At 73.8% G+C, this 24,269-nt stretch carries 24 protein-coding genes; 7 read left to right on the forward strand and 17 right to left on the reverse strand.

What is annotated here, in order from left to right:
• Positions 1-6 precede the first annotated feature (6 nt).
• Positions 7-858: a mycothiol synthase gene (gene mshD, locus JOE61_RS07615; protein ID WP_193669895.1), complete on the forward strand. Its 852-nt coding sequence runs from the start codon at positions 7-9 to the stop codon at positions 856-858.
• Here the strand turns inward: mshD and JOE61_RS07620 are convergent.
• The 8 genes from JOE61_RS07620 to JOE61_RS07655 all read right to left on the reverse strand — a co-directional run bounded on the left by JOE61_RS07620 (position 789) and on the right by JOE61_RS07655 (position 5,990).
• Complete coding sequence (locus JOE61_RS07620) at positions 789-1,514, reverse strand: alpha/beta fold hydrolase (RefSeq protein ID WP_193669896.1); 726 nt, start codon at positions 1,512-1,514, stop codon at positions 789-791. The genes mshD and JOE61_RS07620 overlap by 70 nt on opposite strands.
• A gap of 170 nt (positions 1,515-1,684) precedes the next feature.
• Positions 1,685-1,981 (reverse strand): DUF4235 domain-containing protein, encoded by a 297-nt coding sequence (locus JOE61_RS07625; RefSeq protein ID WP_193669897.1) that lies wholly within the window; start codon positions 1,979-1,981, stop codon positions 1,685-1,687.
• On the reverse strand, positions 1,978-3,129 hold the full coding sequence (locus tag JOE61_RS07630; RefSeq protein ID WP_204797175.1) for a YihY/virulence factor BrkB family protein: 1,152 nt from the start codon (positions 3,127-3,129) through the stop codon (positions 1,978-1,980). The genes JOE61_RS07625 and JOE61_RS07630 overlap by 4 nt, the downstream gene beginning before the upstream one ends.
• Positions 3,126-3,380, reverse strand: coding sequence for a DUF3618 domain-containing protein (locus JOE61_RS07635; protein ID WP_193669898.1), 255 nt, complete (start codon positions 3,378-3,380; stop codon positions 3,126-3,128). The genes JOE61_RS07630 and JOE61_RS07635 overlap by 4 nt, the downstream gene beginning before the upstream one ends.
• A complete protein-coding gene (locus JOE61_RS07640; protein ID WP_193669899.1) occupies positions 3,373-3,807 on the reverse strand; it encodes a phage holin family protein in 435 nt (144 codons plus the stop codon). The genes JOE61_RS07635 and JOE61_RS07640 overlap by 8 nt, the downstream gene beginning before the upstream one ends.
• 263 nt (positions 3,808-4,070) lie before the next feature.
• Entirely contained in the window at positions 4,071-5,048 is a 978-nt protein-coding gene (gene ygfZ, locus JOE61_RS07645; RefSeq protein WP_193669900.1) for a CAF17-like 4Fe-4S cluster assembly/insertion protein YgfZ, read from the reverse strand.
• Positions 5,045-5,470: a Fur family transcriptional regulator gene (locus tag JOE61_RS07650; protein WP_193669901.1), complete on the reverse strand. Its 426-nt coding sequence runs from the start codon at positions 5,468-5,470 to the stop codon at positions 5,045-5,047. The genes ygfZ and JOE61_RS07650 overlap by 4 nt, the downstream gene beginning before the upstream one ends.
• 25 nt (positions 5,471-5,495) lie before the next feature.
• The gene (locus tag JOE61_RS07655; protein ID WP_193669902.1) at positions 5,496-5,990 is read right to left on the reverse strand and encodes a heme-binding beta-barrel domain-containing protein; all 495 of its coding nucleotides are present in this window, start codon (positions 5,988-5,990) and stop codon (positions 5,496-5,498) included.
• Positions 5,991-6,041: 51 nt separating this feature from the next.
• Here JOE61_RS07655 and JOE61_RS07660 point away from each other — a divergent pair, with 51 nt between their 5' ends.
• Positions 6,042-6,401: a DsrE family protein gene (locus JOE61_RS07660; protein ID WP_193669903.1), complete on the forward strand. Its 360-nt coding sequence runs from the start codon at positions 6,042-6,044 to the stop codon at positions 6,399-6,401.
• A gap of 5 nt (positions 6,402-6,406) precedes the next feature.
• Complete coding sequence (locus tag JOE61_RS07665; RefSeq protein ID WP_193669904.1) at positions 6,407-8,929, forward strand: coiled-coil domain-containing protein; 2,523 nt, start codon at positions 6,407-6,409, stop codon at positions 8,927-8,929.
• Positions 8,930-8,990: 61 nt separating this feature from the next.
• On the opposite strand, the gene JOE61_RS07670 is transcribed toward JOE61_RS07665, so the two are convergent.
• Entirely contained in the window at positions 8,991-10,040 is a 1,050-nt protein-coding gene (locus JOE61_RS07670) for an alpha/beta hydrolase (protein ID WP_307822870.1), read from the reverse strand.
• A gap of 55 nt (positions 10,041-10,095) precedes the next feature.
• Between JOE61_RS07670 and JOE61_RS07675 the strand changes: the two genes are divergently transcribed.
• The 3 genes from JOE61_RS07675 (at position 10,096) to JOE61_RS07685 (ending at position 14,075) form a co-directional block, all read left to right on the forward strand.
• On the forward strand, positions 10,096-12,324 hold the full coding sequence (locus JOE61_RS07675) for an RNA degradosome polyphosphate kinase (protein WP_193669906.1): 2,229 nt from the start codon (positions 10,096-10,098) through the stop codon (positions 12,322-12,324).
• Between the two features lie 130 nt (positions 12,325-12,454).
• On the forward strand, positions 12,455-13,072 hold the full coding sequence (locus tag JOE61_RS07680; RefSeq protein ID WP_193669907.1) for a DUF47 domain-containing protein: 618 nt from the start codon (positions 12,455-12,457) through the stop codon (positions 13,070-13,072).
• Position 13,073: 1 nt separating this feature from the next.
• The gene (locus JOE61_RS07685) at positions 13,074-14,075 is read left to right on the forward strand and encodes an inorganic phosphate transporter (RefSeq protein WP_193669908.1); all 1,002 of its coding nucleotides are present in this window, start codon (positions 13,074-13,076) and stop codon (positions 14,073-14,075) included.
• A 73-nt stretch (positions 14,076-14,148) separates the two neighbouring features.
• Here the strand turns inward: JOE61_RS07685 and JOE61_RS07690 are convergent, their stop codons facing one another.
• The 6 genes from JOE61_RS07690 to JOE61_RS07715 all read right to left on the reverse strand — a co-directional run bounded on the left by JOE61_RS07690 (position 14,149) and on the right by JOE61_RS07715 (position 20,514).
• Positions 14,149-15,192, reverse strand: a complete 1,044-nt coding sequence (locus tag JOE61_RS07690) for a hypothetical protein (protein WP_193669909.1) — start codon at positions 15,190-15,192, stop codon at positions 14,149-14,151.
• A gap of 150 nt (positions 15,193-15,342) precedes the next feature.
• Positions 15,343-16,122 (reverse strand): phosphate ABC transporter ATP-binding protein PstB, encoded by a 780-nt coding sequence (gene pstB / locus JOE61_RS07695; protein ID WP_193669910.1) that lies wholly within the window; start codon positions 16,120-16,122, stop codon positions 15,343-15,345.
• A 56-nt stretch (positions 16,123-16,178) separates the two neighbouring features.
• Positions 16,179-17,255, reverse strand: a complete 1,077-nt coding sequence (gene pstA / locus JOE61_RS07700; protein WP_193669911.1) for a phosphate ABC transporter permease PstA — start codon at positions 17,253-17,255, stop codon at positions 16,179-16,181.
• Positions 17,256-17,260: 5 nt separating this feature from the next.
• Positions 17,261-18,181 (reverse strand): phosphate ABC transporter permease subunit PstC, encoded by a 921-nt coding sequence (pstC, locus tag JOE61_RS07705; protein WP_307822871.1) that lies wholly within the window; start codon positions 18,179-18,181, stop codon positions 17,261-17,263.
• A 161-nt stretch (positions 18,182-18,342) separates the two neighbouring features.
• On the reverse strand, positions 18,343-19,446 hold the full coding sequence (gene pstS / locus JOE61_RS07710) for a phosphate ABC transporter substrate-binding protein PstS (protein ID WP_193669912.1): 1,104 nt from the start codon (positions 19,444-19,446) through the stop codon (positions 18,343-18,345).
• Positions 19,447-19,629: 183 nt separating this feature from the next.
• On the reverse strand, positions 19,630-20,514 hold the full coding sequence (locus tag JOE61_RS07715) for an NUDIX hydrolase (protein ID WP_193669913.1): 885 nt from the start codon (positions 20,512-20,514) through the stop codon (positions 19,630-19,632).
• Positions 20,515-20,559: 45 nt separating this feature from the next.
• On the opposite strand from JOE61_RS07715, the gene JOE61_RS07720 reads away from it, so the two are divergent.
• Entirely contained in the window at positions 20,560-21,705 is a 1,146-nt protein-coding gene (locus JOE61_RS07720; protein WP_193669914.1) for a hypothetical protein, read from the forward strand.
• Between the two features lie 129 nt (positions 21,706-21,834).
• On the opposite strand, the gene JOE61_RS07725 is transcribed toward JOE61_RS07720, so the two are convergent.
• The gene (locus tag JOE61_RS07725) at positions 21,835-24,060 is read right to left on the reverse strand and encodes a heavy metal translocating P-type ATPase (protein ID WP_193669915.1); all 2,226 of its coding nucleotides are present in this window, start codon (positions 24,058-24,060) and stop codon (positions 21,835-21,837) included.
• On the reverse strand, positions 24,057-24,269 hold the full coding sequence (locus JOE61_RS07730) for a heavy-metal-associated domain-containing protein (RefSeq protein WP_193669916.1): 213 nt from the start codon (positions 24,267-24,269) through the stop codon (positions 24,057-24,059). Before JOE61_RS07730 ends, JOE61_RS07725 begins: the two co-directional genes overlap by 4 nt.

Raw genomic sequence — 24,269 nt, forward strand, 5'->3', positions numbered from 1 at the left:
GGGGGAATGGACTCCCTCCACGACGCCCGCCAGATCGAACGGGTCGCGGCCCTCTCGGAGGCCGCCGACGGCACCGCTCCGCTCGACGAGGCCACCTTGATGGCGCTGCGCCACCCCGACCGGTTCCGGTCGTGGGTCGACGGTGACGCCGTCGCCGTGCTCGTCGACGGGCAGATCTCCCTCGTCGTCGCCCCCGACGCCCGCGGTCACGGCCTCGGCGCCAAGCTGCTCGAGCGGCTGATCGGCGAGGTCGGCCCCCAGGTCGCCCTCGAGGCCTGGTCGCACGCCGACCACCCCGCCGCGCGCCGCCTCGCCGAGCGCACCGGCTTCGAGCGCGCCCGCGAGCTGTGGGTGATGCGCCGGCGTACGTCGACCCCGCTGCCGCGCCTCGAGCCGCCCCCGGGCGTGCGGCTGCGCTCCTACACCGACGCCGACGCCGACGCGGTGCTGCGCCTCAACGCCGCCGCCTTCGCCGCCCACCCCGAACAGGGCGCGATGGACGCCGAGAACCTCGCCGAGCGGATGGCCGAGCAGTGGTTCGACCCCGCCGGGCTGATCCTCGCCGTCGACACCTCCGAGGGCGCCGAGGGCCGCCTGCTGGCCTTCCACTGGACCAAGCGGCACACCCACGACCTCGGCGAGGTGTACGTCGTCGGGGTCGACCCCGACGCGCAGGGCGCCGGCCTGGGCCGGCTGGTCACCCTCGCCGGCCTGCACCACCTGGCCGACCTGCAGGTCAACGAGGTGATCCTCTACGTCGAGTCCGACAACGCAGCGGCGATCCGGGTCTACCGCGACAAGCTGGGCTTCACGCACGCCTCGGAGGACACCCACGTGATGTACCGACGCCCGTCCTGAGGCCGCGGGATCGCCGCGAGCTCGGCGACCGCCCCGTGCACCAGATCGATGAGCAGGTCGGGGTGCTCGGTGACCGGCTCGTCGCCGACGCCGGGCAGGCTCAGCCACCGCGCCCCCGGCACCTCGACGCTCGAGGACGCCGCCCCCTGGTCGGACCGCTCGGACCGCTCCCCGGCGGCCGCCCACACCGGCACCGTGAGCAGGCGCAGCCGCTCGACCACGGCCCGGGCGGTGTGCTCGTCGGGGGCCAGCAGCACCAGGCCGGCCACGGCCTCGGGCCGGGCCAGCGCCATCTCGACGGCCAGCGGGGCCGCGTCGCCCTCGGCGACCACCAGCAGCGCGCGCCGCTCGGTGGCGCGCAGCGAGTCGACGACGTACGCCGCGTCGGCGCCCTCGCTCACACCGGGCAGGTCGGCCAGGTCGGGGGCCAGCAGGCGCACGCTCCACGAGCCGAGCGCCAGCAACGGCGCCCACACCTGGGCGCCTGCTCCCCGGCGGTGCAGCAGCACGACCGGCGCGCCCTGGTCGTCGCCGGCCTCGTGCACGCGCAGCAGCGGGCCGGCCTCGGCGCGCGGATCGGGGTCGACAGGGGCGACGGGGTCGACAGGGACACCGCGTCGGGGCGCGGTGGACGGGTCGTCGGTGGGCGGGTGCAAGCGGGTGGCTTCCGGGCGGGCACGAGGCGACGAGCACCTCGCGGACGGTCGTGGGCGTGCGGCGGCAGGAGGCAGCCTATGGCCGCCGGCAGCCAACACCCAGACGCTTTACCCCACGTTTAACGCAAGGTTTACGCGCGCCCGCCGGCACCCTCGCCGGCCGAGGCGGGTCAGTCGCCGGGCCACTCCCCCGTGGCCCGCTGGAAGGCCCGGGCCCCGCCGCGGTCGACGGCGGCCTTGACCACCGCGAAGACAGCGCCCTGCAGGGCCGCCGCGGCCAGCACCTCCTTCATCGAGTACTCCGACTCCAGGGCTTTGGGGGCGTCGGCGCCGTCGCCGGCGCTGACCCGCTTCCAGACCTGCTGGAAGACCTGGCCGGCCACCACGCCGGCGACGATCGAGCTGGTGATGCCGACCGGCCGGTAGAGGATCCTGGCCGACGTGCTGGTGCGTTCCTCGCGCCTCATCGTGTCTCCTTCTCGCTCGCCGCTCGAGTGCTCGCCGGGGGCGTGCCCGGTGCTTTTGGGCGGGGGTCGACCCCCGCACCCGTACCGACCTCGTCGGGGTCGTCCTCGTGGCCGTGGCTCTCGCGCAGTGCGCGCCCGATCGCCACGTCCTCCTCGTGCTTCTCCTCGGCCTTCTCGATGTTGCGGGTGTCGCGCGGGGGCAGCTGCAGCTGGTCCTCGGCCTGCAGCCCGGCCTGCAGCTCACGGCCGCGCTCGAGCTCGGAGTCGAGCTCGGCGCCGAAGAGCAGCGCCAGGTTGGTCAGCCACACCCACAGCAGGAAGACGATGACGCCGGCCAGCGAGCCGTAGGTCTTGTCGTAGCTGGAGAAGTTGGCGACGTAGAAGCCGAACGCCGCGGAGGCCAGCGCCCAGACCAGGATGGCCAGCGCGGCGCCGACCGAGATCCAGCGGAACTTCGGCTGCTCGACGTTGGGGGTGGAGTAGAAGAGGATGGCCACCATCAGCACCACCGCGGCCAGCAGCACCGGCCACTTGGCGATGCTCCACACCAGCACGGCCGTGTCGCCGATGCCGATCGCCGATCCGACGGCCTCCGCAGCGGGCCCGGTGACCACCAGCGCGGTCAGCACGGCGGCCGCCAGCACCACCTCGACCAGGGTCACCAGCAGCATCACCGGACGCAGCTTCCAGATCGGGCGGCCCTCGCCGACCTCGTGGATGCGGTTCATCGCCCGGCCGAACGAGGTGACGTAGCCGCTCGCCGACCACAGCGCGGCCAGCAGTCCCACGACGAGCGCGAGGCCGGCCCCGGTGCTCTGGCTCAGGTCGAGCAGCGTGGGCTCGAGGGTGTCGGCGATCGACCCGGCGCCGACGTCACGCAGGATGCCCAGGATGGTGCGCGCCGACTCCTGGCCCTGACCCAGCAGGCCCACCAGGCTCAGCAGCGCCAGCAGCCCGGGGAAGAGCGCCAGCACCGCATAGTAGGTCAGCGCCGCGGCCAGGTCGGTGCACTGGTCCTTGCCGAACTCGCGCCCGGTCTTGCGCAGCACGTACTTCCACGACGGGGCCGTCAGGTCGTCGGGCGAGTCGGGCTTCGCGCCGTGGTCGGGGTCGACCGGGCGCTCGGCCTGGCGGGCGTCGTCGCTCACCGGCGCCGCCGCCACACGACGACGCCGACCACGAGCACCAGCGCGCCGACGCCACCAGCGATCAGCGCGGTGCCGTGCTGCTCGCGCACCGACTGCGCGCGGTGCGAGACGCGGGCCTTCACGTCGGTCTTGGCGCCCAAGGCCTCGACGGTCTCGCCGAGACGCCGGCGGGCGGCCTCGATCTCGGCCTCGATCTGCTCAGGGGTCTGGTTCTGGGAGCCCTCGCGGGGGTCCTGCTGCGGCTCAGCCATGGCGGCGGGCCTCCTTCACGGTCTCGACGTCGCGCTGCACGTTGGTCTGGGTGGCCGAGACCGGCGGGGTGGCCTGGTCGACCTGCTTCTTGCCCACCAGGCCCAGCAGCGCGGCCGCGGCCAGCAGCACGCCGGCCACCACGAGTGCCGCGGCCCAGGCCGGCAGCACCAGGTCGAGGGCCAGCACGGCGGCGGCCACCAGCGTGCCCAGCGCGAACCAGACCAGCGTGCCGGCGCCACCGAAGAGCCCGACGCCGATCCCGGCGTGCTTGACGCTCTGCTGGATCTCGGCCTTGGCCAGCCGCAGCTCGGCGCTGACCAGCTCGGAAGTCTGCTGCGAGAGCCGCGACATCAGCTGCGGCGTGGACAGGCCCTCGATGTCGGGGTCGCCCTGCGAGGGGTCTCGATGCGTACCTGGGGAAGTCATGTCCCCACGCTGCCCACCCTGTTGCCCGGCCACGCCCTCCCCAGGGGTGAGAGCTGTCTGGACCGGGCCGCCGAGGCCGTGCGGGCGCCGGCGCCGGTGCGCTTGACTTGGCGCGCACCCGGTCAGGGTGCTCCGCCGCCTCGGGCCGACTCGAGAAGGGGTGCTCCCCGTCGTGTTCCGCAAGCTCCGCCGCACGATCCGCTGCCGCCGCAAGTACGGGCGGCGCTGCCCGCACATCGAGCAGCACTCGCGCTGAGGGCCGCTCAGCGCAGCTTGGGCCGCACGTGCAGCCCGACCTCCGGGTCGACCACGACCTCCTGGGCCGCGGGCATCGAGTCGACCTCGAGGGTCGCCTCGAGCGGCACGTTGCGCTTGACCATCGCCAGGGCGATCGGGCCCAGCTCGTGGTGGCGCGCCGAGCTGCCGACGAAGCCGACGACCCTTTCTCCGTGGCGCAGCTCGGCACCCTGCTCGGGCAGCCGGTTCTCGGTGCCGTCGAGGTGCAGCAGCGTCAGCCGCCGCGGCGGACGGCCCAGGGTGTGCACCCGCGCCACGGTCTCCTGGCCGCGGTAGCAGCCCTTGTCGAGGTGCACCGCCGGCCCCACCCAGCCGGCCTCGTTGGGGATGGTGCGCGCGTCGGTGTCGACCTGATGGCGCGGCTCGCCGCGGGCGATGCGCAGCGCCTCGAAGGCCCACATCCCGCAGGCCGGCCCCGCGGCGGCGGCGTACGCCGTCAGCTGGTCGCGGGGCACCAGCTCGTACGTCGTGCCGCTCGACGAGGCGCGCCAGGTCACCGCGACGGTGTCGGTGACGTCGGAGAGCTCGACGCGGGTCATGAACTTCATCCGCTCGAGGAAGCCCAGCAGCGCCGCGGCCGCGCCGGGCTCGGTGTGGGCCACGAACGCCTCGCCGTCGTCGTACCCGCTGAAGGCGTGCTCGACGTGGCCCTGCGGGGAGAGCACCAGCGCGTCGGTCCACACCCGCGGGGCGAGGTCGAGGAAGAACTGGGTGGTCAGCGAGTGCAGCCAGGTCAGCCGGTCGGGGCCCTCGATGCGCAGCACGTCGCGGTGGGAGAGGTCGACGAAGCCCTCCCCCGACTCGAGCGTGCGCTGCTCGGCGTTGAAGGAGCCGTAGTGGGCGGCCACCGGGGCGTCGACGCCGTTGCCGGCGACGGCGCCGGGGAGGTCGAGCAGGGAGCTGGGCTGGCTGGACTGGTTGGACTGGTGGGGAGGGGTGGTCATGGGTTCTCCTCTCGTGCGCACTCGGCGCAGGTGCCGAAGACGGTCAGGTGACCGATGTCGGCGGTGAAGCCGTGCTCGTCGGCGAGGCGGCCGGTCAGCACCGAGGCGGCCTCGGCGCCGACCGAGACCACCCCCCGGCAGCTGCGGCACACCAGGTGGAAGTGCTCGTGGTCGGTGACGGAGTGGTAGGTCGGTGCCCGGTCGGAGAGGTGCGCGTGGCGCACCAGCCCGAGCTCCTCGAGCACCTCGAGGTTGCGGTAGACGGTGGAGACGTTGACCGCCGAGGAGTGCTGGCGCACCTCGGCCAGCACCTCGTCGGGCGTGGCGTGGCCCAGCGACTCGACCGCGCGCAGCACCAGCTCGCGCTGGGGCGTGAGCCGGTAGCCGCGCCCGGCCAGGCGCCGGCGCAGGTCGTCGGTCATCGCCCGGCCTGTCGCATCGCGGACCTCAGGACCTCTTGAGCCGCGCCCACAGGTGCGGCTGCAGCTCCTTGCCCTCGGCCTCCATGTCGTAGGCGTAGAGCAGGTCGCCCTCGACGTTGCCGTAGAGCCGGTGGCCGCCGGTGACCTCGCGGGCGGTCTCGGTGAAGGCCACGCCGGCGGTGCGCAGCTCGATCTTGCCGTCCTCGGCGTTGCCGTACCAGATCTCGGAGATGCCGGTGTTGTGCGCCAGCACCATCTCGACCTTGCCGACCTCGGGGCAGCGCAGGAAGCCGGTCTCCTGGGCGGCGTCGCGGACCTTCTCGCCGTTCTCGTCGACGACCCACGAGCGGGAGAAGTAGTGCAGGAACGGGCGGCCGTCCTGCTGGAAGACCAGCTCCTGCTGGTAGTCGTAGGGCTCGATCCCGGGGTAGTCGCCCTTGCCGCTGCCGGTCCAGGTGCCGAGCAGCCAGACGAGGGGGCCACAGTGGGGATGCAGGTTGGGCGGGAGTTCGATCGGCACGTCTCCACCATAGGCCCGACCCCGGCGCAGGGCCTTGTCTAGGCTGCGCCCATGCGTCCCCTCGTCATCAAGGTCACCTGCGCCGCCGGCGACCCCGAGCGCTCCAACCAGGCCTTCACCGTGGCGGCCTCCGCGGCCGCGGCCGGCGCCGACGTCTCGCTGTGGCTGACCGGTGACGCGGCGTCGTACGCCGTCGCGGGCGGGGGGCCCGACCTCGGGCTCGAGCACGCCACCCCCGTCGCGCAGCTGCTCGAGGTGGTGCTGGCCAGCGGCCGGGTGACGGTGTGCACCCAGTGCGCGGCGCGCCGCGGCATCACCGAGGCCGACCTCGCGCCGGGGCTGCGGATGGCCGGGGCGGCGCTCTTCGCCGAGGAGGTCCTCGGCGACCAGGTGCAGGCGCTGGTGTACTGACCCCGATGAGCACTCCCGGTCAGCCCCCCACCGAGCCGCGCCGCTGGCTGCGCCGCTCCGCCTCGCCGTCCCCCACCAGCGCGGCCGGCGATGCCGGCGATGCCGGTGCTGCCGCGCCGCCGCCGTCGGTGGAGGAGCTGCAGCAGCGGATCGCCAGCCAGACCGCGGCCGCCGAGCGGGCCGCGTCGCTGCGCCACTCCGCCGAGCTGGCCGCCGCCGAGCAGGCCGCCGAGCGGATCGCCGCCGAGGAGCTGGCCCAGCAGGCCGTCGAGGCGCGCGCCGAGGCCGACCGGGCCGCGGCCGAGCTCGCCGCCGCCGCGCAGGAGGCGTACGCCGCCCGCTCGGCCGCCGAGGAGGCGGCTCGCGTGGCCGCCGAGGCACGGGCCACGGCCGAGGCCTCGATCCAGGAGCGCGCCCAGGAGTCGGCGCGGGCCCGCGAGGCCGCCGAGCAGGCCGCGCAGGAGGCGCTGCGGCGTGAGGAGGGGGCCACCCGGCGCGCCGAGGAGCAGGCCGAGCAGCGCGCCGCCGCCGAGGAGGCCGCCCGGGTGGCCGCCGACGCGCGCACCGCGGCCGACGAGGCCGCCCGCGCCCAGGCCGAGGCCGCCACCGCTGCCCACGAGGCCCGCACCGCCGCCGAGCAGGCCGCCACCACCGCCGCCAAGGCAGCCGAGGACGCCCTCACCGCCCGCCGCCAGGCCGAGGAGGTCGCCACCGCCCACGGCGAAGCCGCCACCCAGGCCCACTCCGACCGCGAGAACGCCGAGCACACCGCCCGCGAGGCCGAGGCCCGCGCCCAGACCGCCGCCGAGGCCCGCACCACCGCCGAGGACGCCGCCGCCGAGCAGGCCGCCGCCCGCGAGGAGGCCGACCGCGTCGCCGCCGAGCACGCCCGCGCCCGCACCGAGGCCGACCAGGCCGCCGCCCAGCAGGCCCACCTCGCCGAACAGGCCCACGAGGCCCGCCAGGCCGCCGAGCAGGCGGCCCGCGAGCGCGCCGAGGAGGCCGAGCAGGCCCGCGCCGCGCGGCTGGAGGCCGAGGAGGCCGGCCGGGTGCAGGCCGGGCTGGCCGACGAGGCGCTGGCCGCGCGCGAGCAGGCCGAGGCCGTCGCCCGCACCGCCCACGAGGCGGCCGAGACCGCGCACCGGGCGCGTGCCGAGGCCGACGCCCGCGCGCAGGAGCAGGGCGAGGCCGCGGCCGCCGCCCACCGGGCCCGCGCCGAGGCCGACGCCGCCGCCCAGGAGGCAGCCGCCGCCCGGCAGGCCGCCGAGGAGACCGCCGCCGAGCACGCCCGGCTCGCCGAGCAGGCCCACACCGCCCGCGAGGGCGCCGAGCAGGCCGCCGCCGATGCGGCCGTGCGGCTCAGCGAGTCCGTCGCCCTGGCCGACGCCGCCCACCAGGCCGCCGCCGCCCGGGGTCGCGACGCCGAGGCCGCCGGCAGCGCCCTCGAGGCCGCGCGCGCCGACGCCGCCGCCGAGGCCCGGGCCGCGCAGGAGGCCCACGAGGCCCGCGCGGGCGCCGACACCGCCGCCACCGAGCACGCCCGGCTCGCCGCCGAGGCCCACGAGGCCCGCCTCGCCGCCGAGCAGGCCGCGACCGTGGCCGCCGAGGCCCGCGCCGTCGCGGAGACCGACGCCCAGCGCCACGCCCAGATGGCCGCCGAGGCGGTGCGCGAGCGCGAGGCCGCCGAGCAGCGCACCAGCGAGGTCCTCGAGCAGATGAGCGCCGCCGCCCGCGACCACCACCAGGCGCTGAGCGAGGCACAGACGGCCCGCGAGGACGCCGAGCGGGCCGCCGCCGAGGCCATGGCCGCCCGCGCCGAGGCCGAGCAGGCCGCGGCCGACCGGGCGGTCGACCGCCAGGCCGTCGAGGCGTCCGTGCGCCACCACGCCGAGCTGGTCGAGGTCGCGATGGCCGAGCGGCTCGAGGCCGAGCAGCGCGCCGCCGCGCTCGCCGACGAGCTGGCCCAGGATCGTCAGCAGGGTGGTCGAGCAGGTGGCTCAGGCGGCTCAGGCGGCTCGGCGGGTGGCGGGCGGGGTCTGCAGGGCCTGCTCGGCAGCCCCGACGGGCCCGCCGACGGCGTACGCCCCACCGGGCGCGACCCGCACCCACCGACCGCCCACCCCCGCACCCGCAGCCGGGTGATCGGCGCCGTCACCGGGGCCCTGGCGCTCCTCGCGGCGATCGTGGGGGTCGGCGTCGGCCTCGCAGACGGGTTCACCGCCCCGCTGGCGGCGGGCGCGCTGCTGCTCGCGGTGCTGCTGGGGGCCGTGGCGGTGCGCTCGCTGCGCTCCTCGGGCCACGCCAGCATCGACGACGACGGGATGGTCGACATCGTCGACTCCGACGGTCACCACCGCTTCAGCGCCGCCAACCCCGGCACCGCCATCGAGGTGGTCGGCCAGCCGGGCGAGCGGGAGTGGCGGGTGCTCTTCCACCGCAGGACGCTGCCGCCGGTCGCCGTCGACGCGACCATGGTCGAGCCCGAGGAGTTCGAGCGCGCCCTGCGCGCCTGGCGCCCCGAGCTCTGACCGGCTCCGGCCGGCTCTGACCAGCTCTGGTCAGCTCTGACCAGCTCTGGTCAGGGAAGCTCTAGGCGAGCCCCGCCTCGAGCCGGTGCGCGATCTCGACGACCGCCGCGCGCGGGGTGCGCCCGGCGCCGGTCATGTTGAGGAAGCCGTGGATCTGGTCCTCGAAGCGGCGCACCTCAACGGCCACCCCGGCCTCCTCGAGCCGCCGCGCGTAGGCCTCGCCCTCGTCGCGCAGCGGGTCGAAGCCGGCGGTGCACAGGAAGACCGGCGCCAGCCGGTCGGCCACCTCGCCGAGGTCGGCGTACGCCGGCGAGAGCCGCGGGTCGCGCCGCTCGTCCTGCGACAGGTGGGGGTAGTAGGCGTCGGCGGCCAGGTCGATGAAACCCTGGGTGAGGTAGAACCCCTCGCCGAAGAGCCGCAGGCTCTCGGTGTCGCGCAGCGCGTCGGTGCCCGGGTAGACCAGCAGCTGCAGCGCCAGCGGCAGCCCCTCGCGCGCGGCGGCCAGGGCGGTCGCCGCGGCCAGGTTGCCGCCCGCGGAGTCGCCGCCCACCGCCAGCCGGGCGGTGTCGGCGCCGACCTCGTCGGCGTGCTCGAGCAGCCAGCGGTACGCCGCCCACGCGTCGTCGTGGGCGGCCGGGAAGGGGTGCTCGGGCGCGAGCCGGTAGTCGACCGCCAGCACCCGCACCCCCGCCTCCGAGGCCAGCAGCCGGCAGGGCGCGTCGTGGCTGTCGAGGTCGCCGTAGACGAAGCCGCCGCCGTGCAGGAACAGCAGCGTGGGGTGGGCGCCGGGGCCGCGCCGGGCGCTGGGCACGTAGAGCCGCGCGGGCAGGCCGGCCACCCGCAGGTCGCGGACCTCCGCGACCTGGTCGTCGCCGGCGATCATCGCGGTCTGGCGGGCCAGCGCCCGGCGGCCCTCGACGATCGGCAGGGTCTCGACCGCGGGCTCGCGGGCCAGCCGCTGCAGGGCCAGCATCAGCCGTACGTCGTCGGCGAGGGTCTGCGCGTCGCGCACCACCGGGCGGCCGAGCCGGCGCTGGAGGACCTCCGGGAGACCGGTCACCCCCCGCACGAGGAGACGCTCGACGACCTGCTGGACGTGGGAGGTGATCACGGCTCCCCAACCTAGCGTCATCTCCCGTTCAGATTCCGGTGCCACACTGGGCCGCATGCCCGACGTGCCTCCCGACCCCGCCGCCCCCGCCGCCTCCTCCGCGGTCGACGCCCCGGTCGAGACGCCGACCGAGACGGCGCCCGAAGCAGCGCCCGAGGTGCGACTCCTCGACGCCGAGCAGGCGGCGTACGAGCCGGACGAGGCGGCGCTGGCCGCGGTGCAGGCCCACGACGACCGCTTCCTCGACCGCGAGCTGTCGTGGCTGCACTTCAACCAGCGGGTGCTCGAGCTGGCCGAGGACCCCGACCTGCCGCTGCTGGAGCGGGTGCGGTTCCTGGCGATCTTCACCAGCAACCTCGACGAGTTCTTCATGGTCCGCGTGGCCGGGCTCAAGCGCCGCATCGCCACCGGGCTCGCCGTGCGCGCCGCCTCGGGGCTGATGCCGCTCGACGTGCTCGAGCGGATCTGGACCACCACCCGCGAGCTCAGCGAGCGCCAGGCCTCGCTCTTCCGCGACCGGATCGTGCCCGAGCTGCTCGAGCACGACATCGAGCTGGTGCGCTGGGACGACCTCGACCGCGACGAGCAGAAGCAGTGCAAGCGGATGTTCAAGGACCGGATCTTCCCGGTGCTGACCCCGCTGGCCGTCGACCCCGCGCACCCCTTCCCCTACATCTCCGGGCTCTCGCTCAACCTCGCGGTGATGATCCGCAACCCCAAGACCGGCAAGGAGCACTTCGCCCGGGTCAAGGTGCCGCCGAGCTTCAGCCGGTTCGTGCCGCTGGGCAACCACCGCTTCGTGCCGCTCGAGGACGTCATCCGCGAGCACCTCAAGCGGCTCTTCCCCGGCATGGAGGTGCGCGAGGCGCACGCCTTCCGGGTCACCCGCAACGAGGACCTCGAGGTCGAGGAGGACGACGCCGAGAACCTCCTGGCCGCGCTCGAGAAGGAGCTGCTGCGCCGCCGCTTCGGGCCGGCGGTGCGCCTCGAGGTCGAGGAGTCCATCGCCCCGCAGGTGCTCGAGCTGCTGATGGATGAGCTCGGGGTCAGCAAGGAGGAGGTCTTCCACCTGCCCGGCCCGCTCGACCTGCGCGGGCTGCACAGCATCGCCGACATCGGCCGCGAGGAGCTGAAGTACCCCGCGTTCGTGCCGACCACCCACAAGCTGCTCTCCGAGGTCGAGTCGGCCGCGCCCGTCGACGTCTTCAAGGCCGCGCGCCGCAACGACGTGCTGCTGCACCACCCCTACGACTCCTTCGCCACCTCGGTGCAGCGCTTCATCGAGCAGGCCGCCGCCGACCCGCACGTGCTGGCGATCAAGCAGACGCTCTACCGCACCTCCGGCGACTCCCCCATCATCGACGCCCTCATCGACGCCGCCGAGGCCGGCAAGCAGGTGCTGGTGATCGTCGAGATCAAGGCCCGCTTCGACGAGCAGGCCAACATCCGCTGGGCCCGCAAGCTCGAGCAGGCCGGCTGCCACGTCGTCTACGGGCTGGTGGGCCTCAAGACCCACTGCAAGCTCTCGATGGTGGTGCGCGACGAGGGCGAGGGCCAGGGCGGCATCCGCCGCTACACCCACATCGGCACCGGCAACTACAACCCCAAGACCTCGCGCCTCTACGAGGACCTGGGCCTGATCACCACCGACGAGCGGATCGGCGAGGACGTCGCCCACCTCTTCAACAACCTCTCCGGCTGGTCGCGCAACGCCTCGTACGACGAGCTGCTGGTCGCCCCCGACTCGGTGCGGCCCGGGCTCCTCGAGCAGGTCCACCACGAGATCAGCCACCACCTCGCCGGGCGCCCCGCGCGGATCCGGATCAAGGCCAACTCGGTGGTCGACGAGTCCGTCATCGACGCGCTCTACCTGGCCAGCTGCGCCGGGGTGCCGGTCGAGATGCTGGTGCGCGGCACCTGCTCGCTGCGCCCCGGCGTGCCCGGGCTCAGCGAGAACATCACCGTGCGCTCGGTGCTGGGCCGCTTCCTGGAGCACTCGCGGGTCTTCTGGTTCGAGAACGGCGGCGACCCGGTCGCCTGGATCGGCTCGGCCGACCTGATGCACCGCAACCTCGACCGGCGCGTCGAGGTGCTGGTGCGCCTGCCCGACGCCGCCAGCATCGAGGCGATCGGCGACCTGCTCGACCTGGCCTTCGACGCCGACACCAGTGCGTGGGTGCTGGCCAGCGACGGGTCCTGGGCGCGCAACGGCGGCGGCGTACACCTGCAGGAGGCGCTGATCGAGCGGCAGCGGGGCCGGCGGCACACCGGCGTCACCGGCTGAGCCGGCGCCGTTCACCCGGCGGTCACCCGGGCGTCGCCTGCGCCACACCCACGGGCCTCGCGTTAGTCACCTGGCTTCAGGGGCCCTAGTCTTGGCGCGGCCATCTCGTCGCCCTCAGGAGAGACACACCGTGCGACTGCGTTTCCGTCCGGTCGAGACCTCGTTCTACGACCACTTCTCCACCTCCGCCCAGCACCTCGTCGTCGGGGCCGGGCTGCTGGCCGAGATGCTCACCGAGGGTGCTGACAAGGAGAGCGTCGCCAAGCAGATGCGCGAGGCCGAGCACGCCGCCGACGAGACCACCCACACGATCGTCAAGCAGGTGAACTCGACCTTCGTCACGCCCTTCGACCGCGAGGACATCTACGCGCTGGCCTCGGGCCTCGACGACGTGATGGACATGATGGACGAGGCCGTCGACATGGTGCTGCTCTACGAGCCCAAGGTGCTGCCGGCCGAGCTGCTCGACCAGGTCGAGCTGCTGCAGCGCTGCGCCGACCTGACCGCCACGGTGATGCCGGGGCTGCGCTCGATGCAGTCGCTCGACGAGTTCTGGATCGAGATCAACCGCCTCGAGAACGCCGGCGACCGCAACCACCGCCGGATCATGGCGCACCTGTTCTCGGGCGAGTTCAAGGCGATGGAGGTGCTCAAGCTCAAGGACATCGCCGAGGCGCTCGAGGGCTCCATCGACGCCTTCGAGAAGGTCGCCAACACGATCGAGCAGATCGCGGTCAAGGAGTCCTGAGTTGACTCTCGCGATCGTCATCGCGGTCGTCGTCGTCGCCCTGGTCTTCGACTACACCAACGGCTTCCACGACGCCGCCAACGCCATCGCCACCTCGGTGTCGACGCGTGCCCTGACCCCGCGCGTGGCCCTGGGCATGGCGGCGGTGATGAACTTCATCGGCGCCTTCCTTGGCCAGGAGGTCGCCAACACCGTCGGCTCGGTGATCACCCCCGATGCCGGCACCGCGGGCCTGGTGATCGTGATGTCGGGCCTGCTCGGCGCGATCGCCTGGAACCTGCTGACCTGGTACTACGGCCTGCCCTCCTCCTCCTCGCACGCCCTGATCGGCGGCCTGGTCGGCGCGGCCGTCGCCTCGGGCTCGGTGGTCAAGTGGGACGTGATCGTCGACAAGATCCTGATCCCGATGGTCGCCTCGCCGCTCTTCGGCTTCGCGGCCGCCTTCGCGCTGATGCTCGCGATCATGTGGATCTTCCGGCGCCGCAACCCGCACCGCACCCAGCGCGGCTTCCGGATCGCCCAGACCGTCTCGGCCGCCGCGATGGCGCTGGGCCACGGCCTGCAGGACGCCCAGAAGACGATGGGCGTGATCTTCCTGGCCCTGGTCACCGGCGGGTACGCCGGCGCCGACGAGGACCTGCCCGTGTGGGTCATCATCGCCGCCGCCGCCGCCATCTCGGCCGGCACCTGGGCGGGCGGCTGGCGGATCATGCGCACCCTGGGCCGGCGCATCATCGCCCTCGACCCCGCCCGCGGCTTCGCCTCCGAGACGGTCGCCGCCGGCGTGCTCTACACCACCGCGTTCGTCTTCGAGGCCCCCATCTCCACCACCCACACCATCACCTCCGCGGTGATGGGCGCCGGCGCCACCAAGCGCTTCTCCGCCGTGCGCTGGGGCGTGGCCCGCTCGATCGTCACCGCCTGGGTGCTCACCTTTCCCGCCGCCGGGCTGGTCGCCGCCTCGTTCTACTGGCTCTCGCACTACGTCTTCCAGCTGCCCTGACCCGCGGGGCGGGCGCGGGCGCGGACCGTCCTGACGACCCTCACCGCGACACGCCGCGATCGCGTCAGGGTCGTCAGGATGGTGGGCGGGCGCTCCGGTCGCCCAGCCAGATCTCGCGCTCCGTGCCCTCGATGGCGCGCCGCAGCTCGACGGTGTGGGTGGGCCGCCACCAGTGCGGGAGCTCGAGGGTCCAGTCGCGCTCCCCGGCCGCCCGCGCCACGCGTGCGTACGCGTCGCGCAGGCGCGAGCAGAAGGCCGCCGGCCGGTGCGCGTCGGCGCCCACCATCACCACCGGCTCCAGCCCGTGCCTGCGCAGGTCGCCCTCGCGGCGCAGGTCGTGGGCCCGGCGGGCGCCGCCGTGGTGGACGGCACCGTCGTACTCGCCCAGCACGCCGGTGGCGGGGTCGATGACGTCAGGGGTGCCCAGGTGGCGCCCCTCGAGGTCGAAGACCGGCGCGTTCGCCAGCAGTTCCACGCCGGGGCGGTGCCGCTGCCAGAGCAGGCGCAGCAGCGTCTCGCGCGGCGACCACACGTTCTCCCGCGCCAGGGGCAGGCACTGCCTCGCCTGCTCGATCCCGGTGTAGCTGGAGTGGATCCCCACCCAGGCCGCCACCTCGGCCGGCGTGACCAGGTCGCTGAGGTAGGCCATGTCGAGGACCGCCACGGCCGTCTCGAGATCACGGGCGTAGCGCATCTCGAAGCAGGTCGCCCGCACCGCCGAGCTCACCGGCACCCCGTCGACCCGCTCGACCTCCCGCGGGTCGCAGCGCTCCTCGCAGAGGCGGAACGACGGCTGTGGTCGCAGCAGCCGGCGCGGCGCGGCGAGCGGCACCGGCCGCGGCTCGCCCGACGCGTCCAGCCCCTCGGCGTACGGCGCCCCACGCCAGGCCAGTGCGGCCCACCCGGTGACGGCGACATGACGGGCCGGCAGCAGGCAGGCCACCTCTGCGACGCGTTGCGCCGCGCTCGCCTCGACGTGGGCGGGCACGTAGAGCCCGCGCGACGTACGCCGCCACCACGGGCCGGCAGCCTCGCGGGCGGTCGGGCCGTCGATGCCGCGCGGGTCGACGCGCACGGGCAGCACCACCCCGTGCTCGACCCCGATCTGTTGCGACATGCCCCGGAGGCTGCCGCAACGGCGAGACCGGTGCGCCGCTCCTCCACAGGGAAGGCCTCGGGGCCCCCTGACATACGAAAGTCCCTGACCTTCCACACCCGCCAGCGGCGTGTCCGGGTGTCGAAGGTCAGGGACTATCCGACGCAGCCCTCAGCCGAAGCGGCCGGAGATGTAGGCCTCGGTGGCCTCGTTGTCGGGGTTGGTGAACATCTGCTTGGTGGAGTTGAACTCCACCAGCTGGCCGGGCTCACCGGTGGCCTTGAGGTTGAAGAAGCCGGTCTCGTCGGAGACGCGGGCGGCCTGCTGCATGTTGTGGGTGACGATGACGATGGTGTAGTCGGACTTCAGCTCGTGGATGAGGTCCTCGATCGCCGAGGTCGAGATCGGGTCGAGCGCCGAGCAGGGCTCGTCCATCAGCAGCACCTGCGGCTCGACCGCGATGGCGCGAGCGATGCACAGCCGCTGCTGCTGCCCACCGGAGAGGCCCATGCCGGGCTTGCCGAGCCGGTCCTTGACCTCGGTCCACAGGTTGGCCCCGCGCAGCGACTTCTCCACCAGGTCGTCGGACTCCGACTTCCTCATCCGCTTGGCGTTGAGCTTCTTGCCCGAGAGCACGTTGTCGTAGATCGACATCGTCGGGAACGGGTTGGGGCGCTGGAAGACCATCCCGATCTGGCGGCGCACGGCCACCGGGTCGACCGAGGGGTCGTAGAGCGACTGCCCGTCGACCATCACCTTGCCCTCGACGCGGGCGCCGGGGATCACCTCGTGCATCCGGTTCAGCGAGCGCAGGAAGGTCGACTTGCCGCAGCCCGACGGGCCGATGAACGCGGTCACCGAGCGCGCCTTGATGGTCATGCTGACGCCCTCGACGGCGAGGAAGTCGCCGTAGTAGATGTTGAGGTCGGAGACGTCGATGCTCTTGGCCATGGAAACAGTGTCCTTGTGGTGAGGGTCGGTGAGAAGTCAGGAGGCCCGGAGGCCGGTCAGCGCCCGGTCTTGGGGGCGAAGACGCTGCCGATGACGCGGGCCGCGACGTTGAGCACCATCACGAGCGTGACCAGGGTCAGCGCCGCGCCCCAGGCGTAGGCGGCCATCTCCTCGTCGTAGATGCCGGGCTCGGTGATCGCGTAGAAGATGAAGACCGGCAGCGTGGCCATCCGCTCCGAGAACGGGTTGAAGTTCACCCCGGTGGTCAGGCCGGCGATGATCAGCAGCGGCGCGGTCTCGCCCGCGACGCGGGCCACGGACAGGGTGACGCCGGTGACGATGCCGGCCACCGCGGTCGGCAGCACCACCTTGACGATGGTGCGCCACTTCGGCACGCCCAGGGCGTACGCCGCCTCGCGCAGCTCGTCGGGCACCAGCTTGAGCATCTCCTCGGTGGCGCGGACCACGATCGGGATCATCAGCACCGAGAGCGCCACCGAGCCGCCGAAGCCCATCCGGACCCCGGGTCCGAAGAAGAGCACGAAGAGCGCGTAGGCGAACAGGCCGGCCACGATGGAGGGGATGCCCGTCATCACGTCGACCAGGAAGGTGATCACCCGGGCCAGCTTGGAGCCCTTGCCGTACTCGACGAGGTAGATCGCGCACAGCACGCCGATCGGCACCGAGATCACGGTCGCCAGCGCCGTGATGATCAGCGTGCCCAGCAGCGCGTGGTAGATGCCGCCACCCTCGCCGAGGATGCCGCGCATCGAGTTCTGGAAGAACTGCGCCGACAGGATCGGCAGGCCCTTGCTCAGCACCGTCCACACCAGCGAGACCAGCGGGACCATCGCCAGCGCGAACGCCGACCAGACCAGCACGCCCGCCACCCGGTCGGCGGCCTTGCGCGACCCCTCGACCGCCCGCGACCAGGCCGGCAGGCCGACGGCCAACAGGATCCAGGCGATCAGGACGGCGGTGACCAGGCCGACGCCGGCCAGCAGCACGGCGAGCAGGGCGATGCCGACGGCGATGCCCGCGGCGAGCGCCGGTGCGTAGCGGGGCAGCTGGGCGCCCTGCAGCGGCATCGAGTGCGGCGAGGCGTCGTCGACGGGAGTGAGGGTGTCGGTCATCGTGATCAGCCCTTCGCCACGCCGCGGACCGCGATGGCCCGACCGAGGAAGTTGACGGCGAAGGTGATGACGAACAGCACCAGGCCGGTGAAGATGAGGGTGTCGATCTTGGCGCCGGAGGCGTTGCCGAAGTTCAGCGCGATGTTGGCCGCGATCGTCGACGAGCTCTGCTCGGCGGTGATGAGGTTGAAGCTGACCAGCAGGCTCGGGGCCAGGACCAGGGCCACCGCCATCGTCTCGCCGAGCGCGCGGCCCAGGCCGAGCAGCACCGCCGAGATCATGCCGGAGCGGGCGTAGGGGAAGACCGTCATCCGGATCATCTCCCACCGCGTCGCCCCCAGCGCCAGTGCGGCCTCCTGGTGCATCGTCGGCGTCTGGGCGAAGACCTCGCGGCAGATCGCGGTGATGATCGGCAGCGCCATCACCGCCAGCACGATGCCGGCGGTGAGCATCGTGCGTCCGGAGTTGGGCACCGGGCCCTCGAAGAAGGGGATCCATCCGGCGTTGCGCTGCAGCCAGTCGTAGGCCGGCACCAGGTTGAGGGCCAGGAAGTTGATGCCCCACAACCCGTAGACCACCGACGGGATCGCGGCCAGCAGGTCGATGAGCCAACCCAGCGTCTTGGCCACCGGACGCGGCGCGTAGTGGGAGATGATCAGCGCGACCCCGATGGCCAGCGGCGCGGCGATGATCATCGCGATCACCGAGGCCAGCAGGGTGCCGAACAGCAGCGGCCACACGTAGCCCCAGATGCTGTCCTTGCCGTAGACGGCGTCGCCGGTGTTGCCCAGGGCCCCGGAGCCCTGCACCACCAGGAACACCGCCACGCCGGCCAGCGCCAGCATGATCAGCAGGCCGGAGCTGCGGGCCAGGCCGGCGAACACGACGTCGCCGACGCGACCGGTCGACTGGTCGATCGCCGTCACGTCCCGATCGGATCGGGGCTCGGTGGTCATCGCCACGGGTGGGTCTCCTGGTCTGGTGCGGTGGTGGTGCCGGGCGTGGTCAAGGGGCCCGGGACCATGGTGGACGGTCCCGAGCCCCTCGTCACCACGTCGTGGTGGGGCACACGGTGAAAACTACGGCCTCAGCCGATGTTCTCGATGATCGAGAGCGACTGCTCCTGGATCGAGTCCGACAGCGGGGCCGAGCCGGCCTCGGCGGCGGCCTGGTCCTGGCCCTCGTCGGAGATGACGTACTCCATGAAGGCCTTGACGAGCTCGCCGTCGGCGGCGTCGTCGTAGGACTGGCAGGCCATCAGGTAGGACGTCAGCACGATCGGGTAGGTGCCGCCCTCCTCGGTGGCGAAGTCGAGGTCGTAGATCACCGCGGTGTCGCTGGCGCCCTCGGCCTCGGGCGAGGCCTCGAGGATCTTGGCGGCCGCCTCGGCCGACGGCTCGACGAAGTCGTCGCCGACCCCGATCAGCGCCTGGCCCAGCTCGGCGGTCTGGCTGGCGTCGGCGTACCCGATCGAGAACTCCGAGTTCTCGACCGTCTGCACCACGCCGGAGGTGCCCTTGGCACCCTCGCCGCCGTACTCGGTCGGCCAGGTCTCCACGACGCCCGCGTCCCACTCGTCGGGGGCGACGGTGGTGAGGTAGTCGGTGAAGTTCTCGGTGGTGCCCGACTCGTCGGAGCGGTGCACCGCGTTGATGCGCTCGGACGGCAGGTCGGCGTCGGGGTTGTCCTCGGCGATGGCCTCGTCGTCCCACGTGGTGATCTTGCCGGCCATGATGCCGGCCAGCGTCTGCGGCGAGAGCTTCAGCTCGTCGACCTCGGGCAGGTTGTAGGCCACCGCGATCGGGCTGATGTAGCTGGGCACCTGGATCGGCGCGTCGCCGCCGCAGCGCTCGGTCGCGTCGGAGAGCTCGCCCTCGTCGTCGGTGAGGTAGGCGTCGGAGCCGGCGAACGGGAAGGCGCCGCTGATGAAGTTCTCGCGGCCACCGCCCGAGCCGATCGGGTCGTACTCGACGGTGACGTCGGGGTTGGTGCCCTGGAAGCCGACCGCCCAGGCGCCCATGGCGGCCTGCTGCGTGGAGGCGCCGCCGCCGGCGAGCGTGCCGGACAGGTCGCCGCCGCCCTCGGCGGAGGTGCTGCCGGTGTCCTCGTTGGCTGCGCCGCAGGCGGACAGCGCGAGGGTCAGCGCTGCGATGCCGGGGACGATCGCCCGACGGATGGAAGTGCTCGTCACTTCGTCTACTCCTGGAGTCTCATGTTCTACGGACAACCAGGAACCTAGGCAGCAGAAGTGACCAGCCTTGTCGGCGTCGGTGAACGGACGGTGAACCCGCACCGCCACTTCGGCGACATCGGGCACAGCACGAGACGGCCGTCACATGAACGAGCCCGCTCCGGTCGCGCGCCGGGCCGCCGGTCAGTGCGGCAGGTGCCGCTCGGTGGCCACCACACGGCCCTTGCGCAGGTGCACCACCACCATCTCGCCGGGCGCCAGGGCCGGGTCGTCGAGGCCGAGCGCCTCGAAGACCAGCGGCAGCACCGGGCGGTGGGTGCACAGCACCGCGCCGCGCCGGGTGGTGTGCAGGTCCTCGACCAGGCCGGTGACGACCTTGGCCACCGCTCCCTCGGTCGCGGCCTCCTCGGTCACCTCCTCGACGAGCTCGAGGTCGGCGCCGATCGTCTCGGCGTACGGCGTGAGGGTCTCGAGGCAGCGCGCCGCCGGCGAGGTCGCCAGCCGGCGCACGTCGTACGCCGCCAGCACCGGCACCAGGTCGAAGGCCTGGCTGCGCCCGACCTGCTGCAGCGGGCGCTCCCGGTCGTCGCCCCGCCACGTCGAGCGGGCCCGGGCGCGGGCGTGGCGCTGCACCACCAGCGCGTGGGTGCGCTTGCGCCGACCCAGCGCGGTCTCGAGCAGCTCGCGGTCGCGCTCGTAGGTCAGCAGCGTCGCGGCCTCGTCGACCGGCACCCAGCGCACGCCGCTGATCTCGGCGTTCGGCTCGTAGTCGTCGACCGAGTCGTCGGAGACCACCCGACCGACCCAGTAGTGGACCGTCTTCATGGTCTTGGCGTTGGGGTAGCGCTGCGAGGGCAGCGGCGGGCCCAGGCGCACGTGCAGCCCGGTCTCCTCCTCGACCTCGCGCACCGCGGCGGTGCTCGCGTGCTCGCCCGGGTCGAGCTTGCCCTTGGGGAAGGACCAGTCGTCGTAGCGCTGCCGGTGCACCAGGAGCACCTCGCGGCCGGGCCGGAAGACGACGGCCCCGGCGGCGAGGACGTCACGGGAGCGGCTCGGGACGTCTGCCATGCCCGTAGTCTCACACCACCGTCGCCGCGATGAGGAGCCCGACCCGTGCCAGAGCCGAGCATCAGCGCCCACCCCCAGGACCGACGCACGCTGCGCCGGGGCCTGGTGGTGGCCGGTGTCGTGGCCCTCACGCTGCTGCTGATCGCCGTGCTCGCGGTGGGGGTGCGGTGGTGGCGCGGGCCCGGCAGCGACCTCGAGCGGGCGGTCTCGCTGGCCCCCGCCGACACCCAGCGCTGGACCTGGACCGACTGGGCGGCGGTGCGCGAGCGCCTGGGGGTCACCGGCACCGACGACGACGCCGTACGCCGCCTGCTCGACGCGGGCTTCGACGCCGACCTGACCTCCGCCTCGGGGCTGGTGGAGTCGGCGCCGCTGCTGGCGCAGTCCTTCGGCTGGTCGCCGGCCAGCATCGACTGGGAGCTGCTGGCCCAGTCGCCCGACGGGGCGCTGGAGATCGTGGGGCTCGGCGACGACGCCGACGCCTCGGCGCTGGGCGACCGGCTCGAGTCGCTCGGCTACACCCGTCCCGACTCCCCCGAGGGCGTGTGGGAGGGCGGCGAGGAGGTGCTGGCCCGGCTCAACGCCGCCAGCGGCAGCGCCGGCACCCCCACCCTGCAGTTCGTGGCCCTCGACGAGGAGCGCTCGCTGCTGCTGGCCAGCGACCAACGCGCCTACCTCGAGCGCAGCCTCGAGGAGGCCGCCGACGAGCACGAGCCCAGCGCAGCCGGCGTCACCGACGTGCTCGGCACCCTGCCCGCGCAGCCGCTCAGCGCGGTGCTGCTCACCGGCGAGCAGGCCTGCGGGTCGCTGTCGATGGGTGGAGCCGGCGACTCCGACCAGGCCGCCGCCGACGAGCTGCTGGCCCAGGCGGGCCCGGTGAGCCCGCTGACCGGGTTCGTGCTGGCGCTGCTGCCGCCCGAGGAGGACGGCGACGGCGGCTCGCAGGCGCCCCTCGACCTGCGGGTCGGTCTGGGCTTCGAGTCCGAGGAGCAGGCCCGCACCAACGCCGACACCCGCGCCGCGCTGGCCGCCGGCCCCGCCCCCGGCCAGGGCGGTGCCTTCTCCGACCGGTTCACCGTCGACGAGGTCACCGCCGACGCCACCACCGTCACCCTCGACCTCGCCCCCGTCGCCGGCGCCTTCCCCCTCAGCGACCTCTCCGACGGTCCCCTGCTCTTCGCCACCTGCTGACCCCGCCCGCTGGTCGAGCAGGGAGGAGCGCCAGCGACGAGCGACGCCGAGACCCCACAAGCACCGCGCCCGCCGTACGCCATGGAGTCACCCGGTTTCGGCGACGCTCGAGCCTTCGGCCCTCGCTGCTCAACCAGCGACGGCGCCGCGGAAGCGGCGCAGGCGCAGGCTGTTGGTGACGACGAAGACCGAGGAGAGCGCCATGGCCAGGCCGGCGATCATCGGGCTGAGGAGGCCGAGGGCGGCCAGGGGCAGCGCGGCGACGTTGTAGGCGAAGGCCCAGAAGAGGTTGCCGCGGATGGTGCCCAGGGTGCGGCGCGCCAGCGCGACCGCGTCGCCGGCGACGCGCAGGTCGCCGCTGACAAGGGTCAGGTCGGCGGCCTCGATGGCCACGTCGGTGCCGGTGCCCATGGCGATGCCCAGGTCTGCCTGGGCGAGCGCGGCGGCGTCGTTGACGCCGTCGCCGACCATCGCCACCACGCGCCCGGCCTCCTGCAGCCGCCGCACCTCGCTGACCTTGTCGGCCGGCAGCACGTCGGCGACCACGGTGTCGATGCCGACCTCGGCGGCCACCGCCCGGGCGGCCCGCTCGTGGTCGCCGGTGAGCAGCACCGGGTCGAGACCGAGGGACCGCAGCCGTGCGACGGCCTCGGCGGAGGTGTCCTTGACGGTGTCGGCGACGACCAGCACCCCGCGCGCCGCGCCGTCCCAGCCGACCAGCACCGGGGTGCGGCCCTGGGCCTGCGCCGCCTCGAGCGCCTCGGCGAGCGGCGCGGGCAGGGCCAGGCCCTCGGCCTCGAGCAGCGCCGGGCGCCCCACCGCCGTACGCCGCCCCGAGACGTCGCCGACGACGCCGAGGCCCTCGCGGTTGGCGAAGCCGCTCACCTCGGGGTGCTCCTCGCGCGGCGCGGCCGTGGCCACGGCGCGGGCGATCGGGTGCTCGGAGCCGTGCTCGAGCGCGGCCGCGACCCGGCGCACCTCCCCCGCCTCCGCTCCGTGGGCGACCACGTCGACCAGGCTCATCCGGCCCGTGGTGACGGTGCCGGTCTTGTCGAGCACGATCGTGTCGACGCGGCGGGTGGACTCGAGGATCTCGGGCCCGCGGATCAGGATGCCGAGCTGGGCGCCGCGGCCGGTGCCCACCATCAGCGCGGTCGGCGTGGCCAGGCCCAGCGCGCACGGGCAGGCGATGATCAGCACCGCGACGGCCGCGGCGAAGGCGGTGGTCGCGCCGGCGCCGCTGAGCAGCCACCCGGCCAGGGTCAGCAGCGAGAGCGCGATCACGACGGGTACGAAGACCCCGGAGACCCGGTCGGCCAGGCGCTGCACCTCGGCCTTGCCCTGCTGGGCCTGCTCGACCAGGCGCGCCATCTGGGCCAGCTGGGTGTCGGAGCCGACGCGGGTGGCGCGCACGACCAGCCGGCCGCCGGCGTTGACGGTCGCCCCGGTGACCACGTCGCCCGGACCGACGTCGACCGGCACCGGCTCGCCCGTCAGCATCGAGACGTCGACCGCGGAGACGCCCTCGACGACCTCGCCGTCGGTGGCCACCTTCTCGCCGGGGCGCACCACGAAGACGTCGCCGACCCGCAAGGCCTCGGCCGGCACCTGCGTCTCGAGGCCGTCGCGCAGCAGCGCGACCTCCTTGGCGCCCATCCGCAGCAGCGCCTCGAGTGCGGCGCCGGCGCGGCGCTTGGAGCGCTTCTCGAACCACCGTCCGGCGAGCAGGAAGGTGGTGACCCCGGCGGCGACCTCGAGGTAGACCTCGTCGAGCCCGTCGCCGCGCTGCAGGCTCAACGAGAACCCGTGCGTCATGCCGGGCATCCCGGCGTCGCCGACCACCAGCGCCACCACCGACCACAGGTACGCCGCCCCGACGCCCACGGAGACGAGCGTGTCCATGGTCGTGGAGCCGTGGCGCAGGTTGGTCGCCGCGGCGCGGTGGAAGGGCCAGGCGCCCCACAGCACGACGGGGGTGGCCAGCACCAGCGAGACCCACGCCCAGCGGTCGAACTGCCAGGCCGGCACCATCGCCAGCGCGACCACCGGCACCGCCAGCACCGCGGAGACCACCAGGCGGCGGCGCAGCGCCGCGAGCTCGTCGGCCGCGTCGTCGGTGTCGCTCTCGGGGTCGGGCACGCTGGCGGCGTACCCCGCCTTGGCGACGGTCTCGAGCAGCAGGTCGGTGCTGGTCGACCCGGGAGCGACCACGTGCGCCTTCTCGGTGGCGTAGTTGACCGTGGCACTGACGCCCTCGAGCTTGTTGAGCTTGCGCTCGATGCGGTTGGCGCACGACGCGCAGGTCATGCCGGTGATGGCGAGGTCGACCTCGACCTCGCTGGTGGTGGTGGTCATGACGTCAGCTCGTAACCCGCCTCGCTCACGGCGCGCTCGACGCTGACCCGCTCGAGCGGGGCGTTGCTGGTCACGACGACCTCGCCGCTCTCGAGGGTGACGTCGACGCTCTCGACGCCGTCGATCTCGGCGATCTCCTCGGTGACCGAGGCGACGCAGTGGCCGCAGGTCATGCCGGTGACGGTCCAGGTGCTGGTGTGGGTGCTCAT

The sequence above is a fragment of the Nocardioides salarius genome (genome assembly GCF_016907435.1).
Taxonomy (GTDB): Bacteria; Actinomycetota; Actinomycetes; order Propionibacteriales; family Nocardioidaceae; genus Nocardioides; species Nocardioides salarius.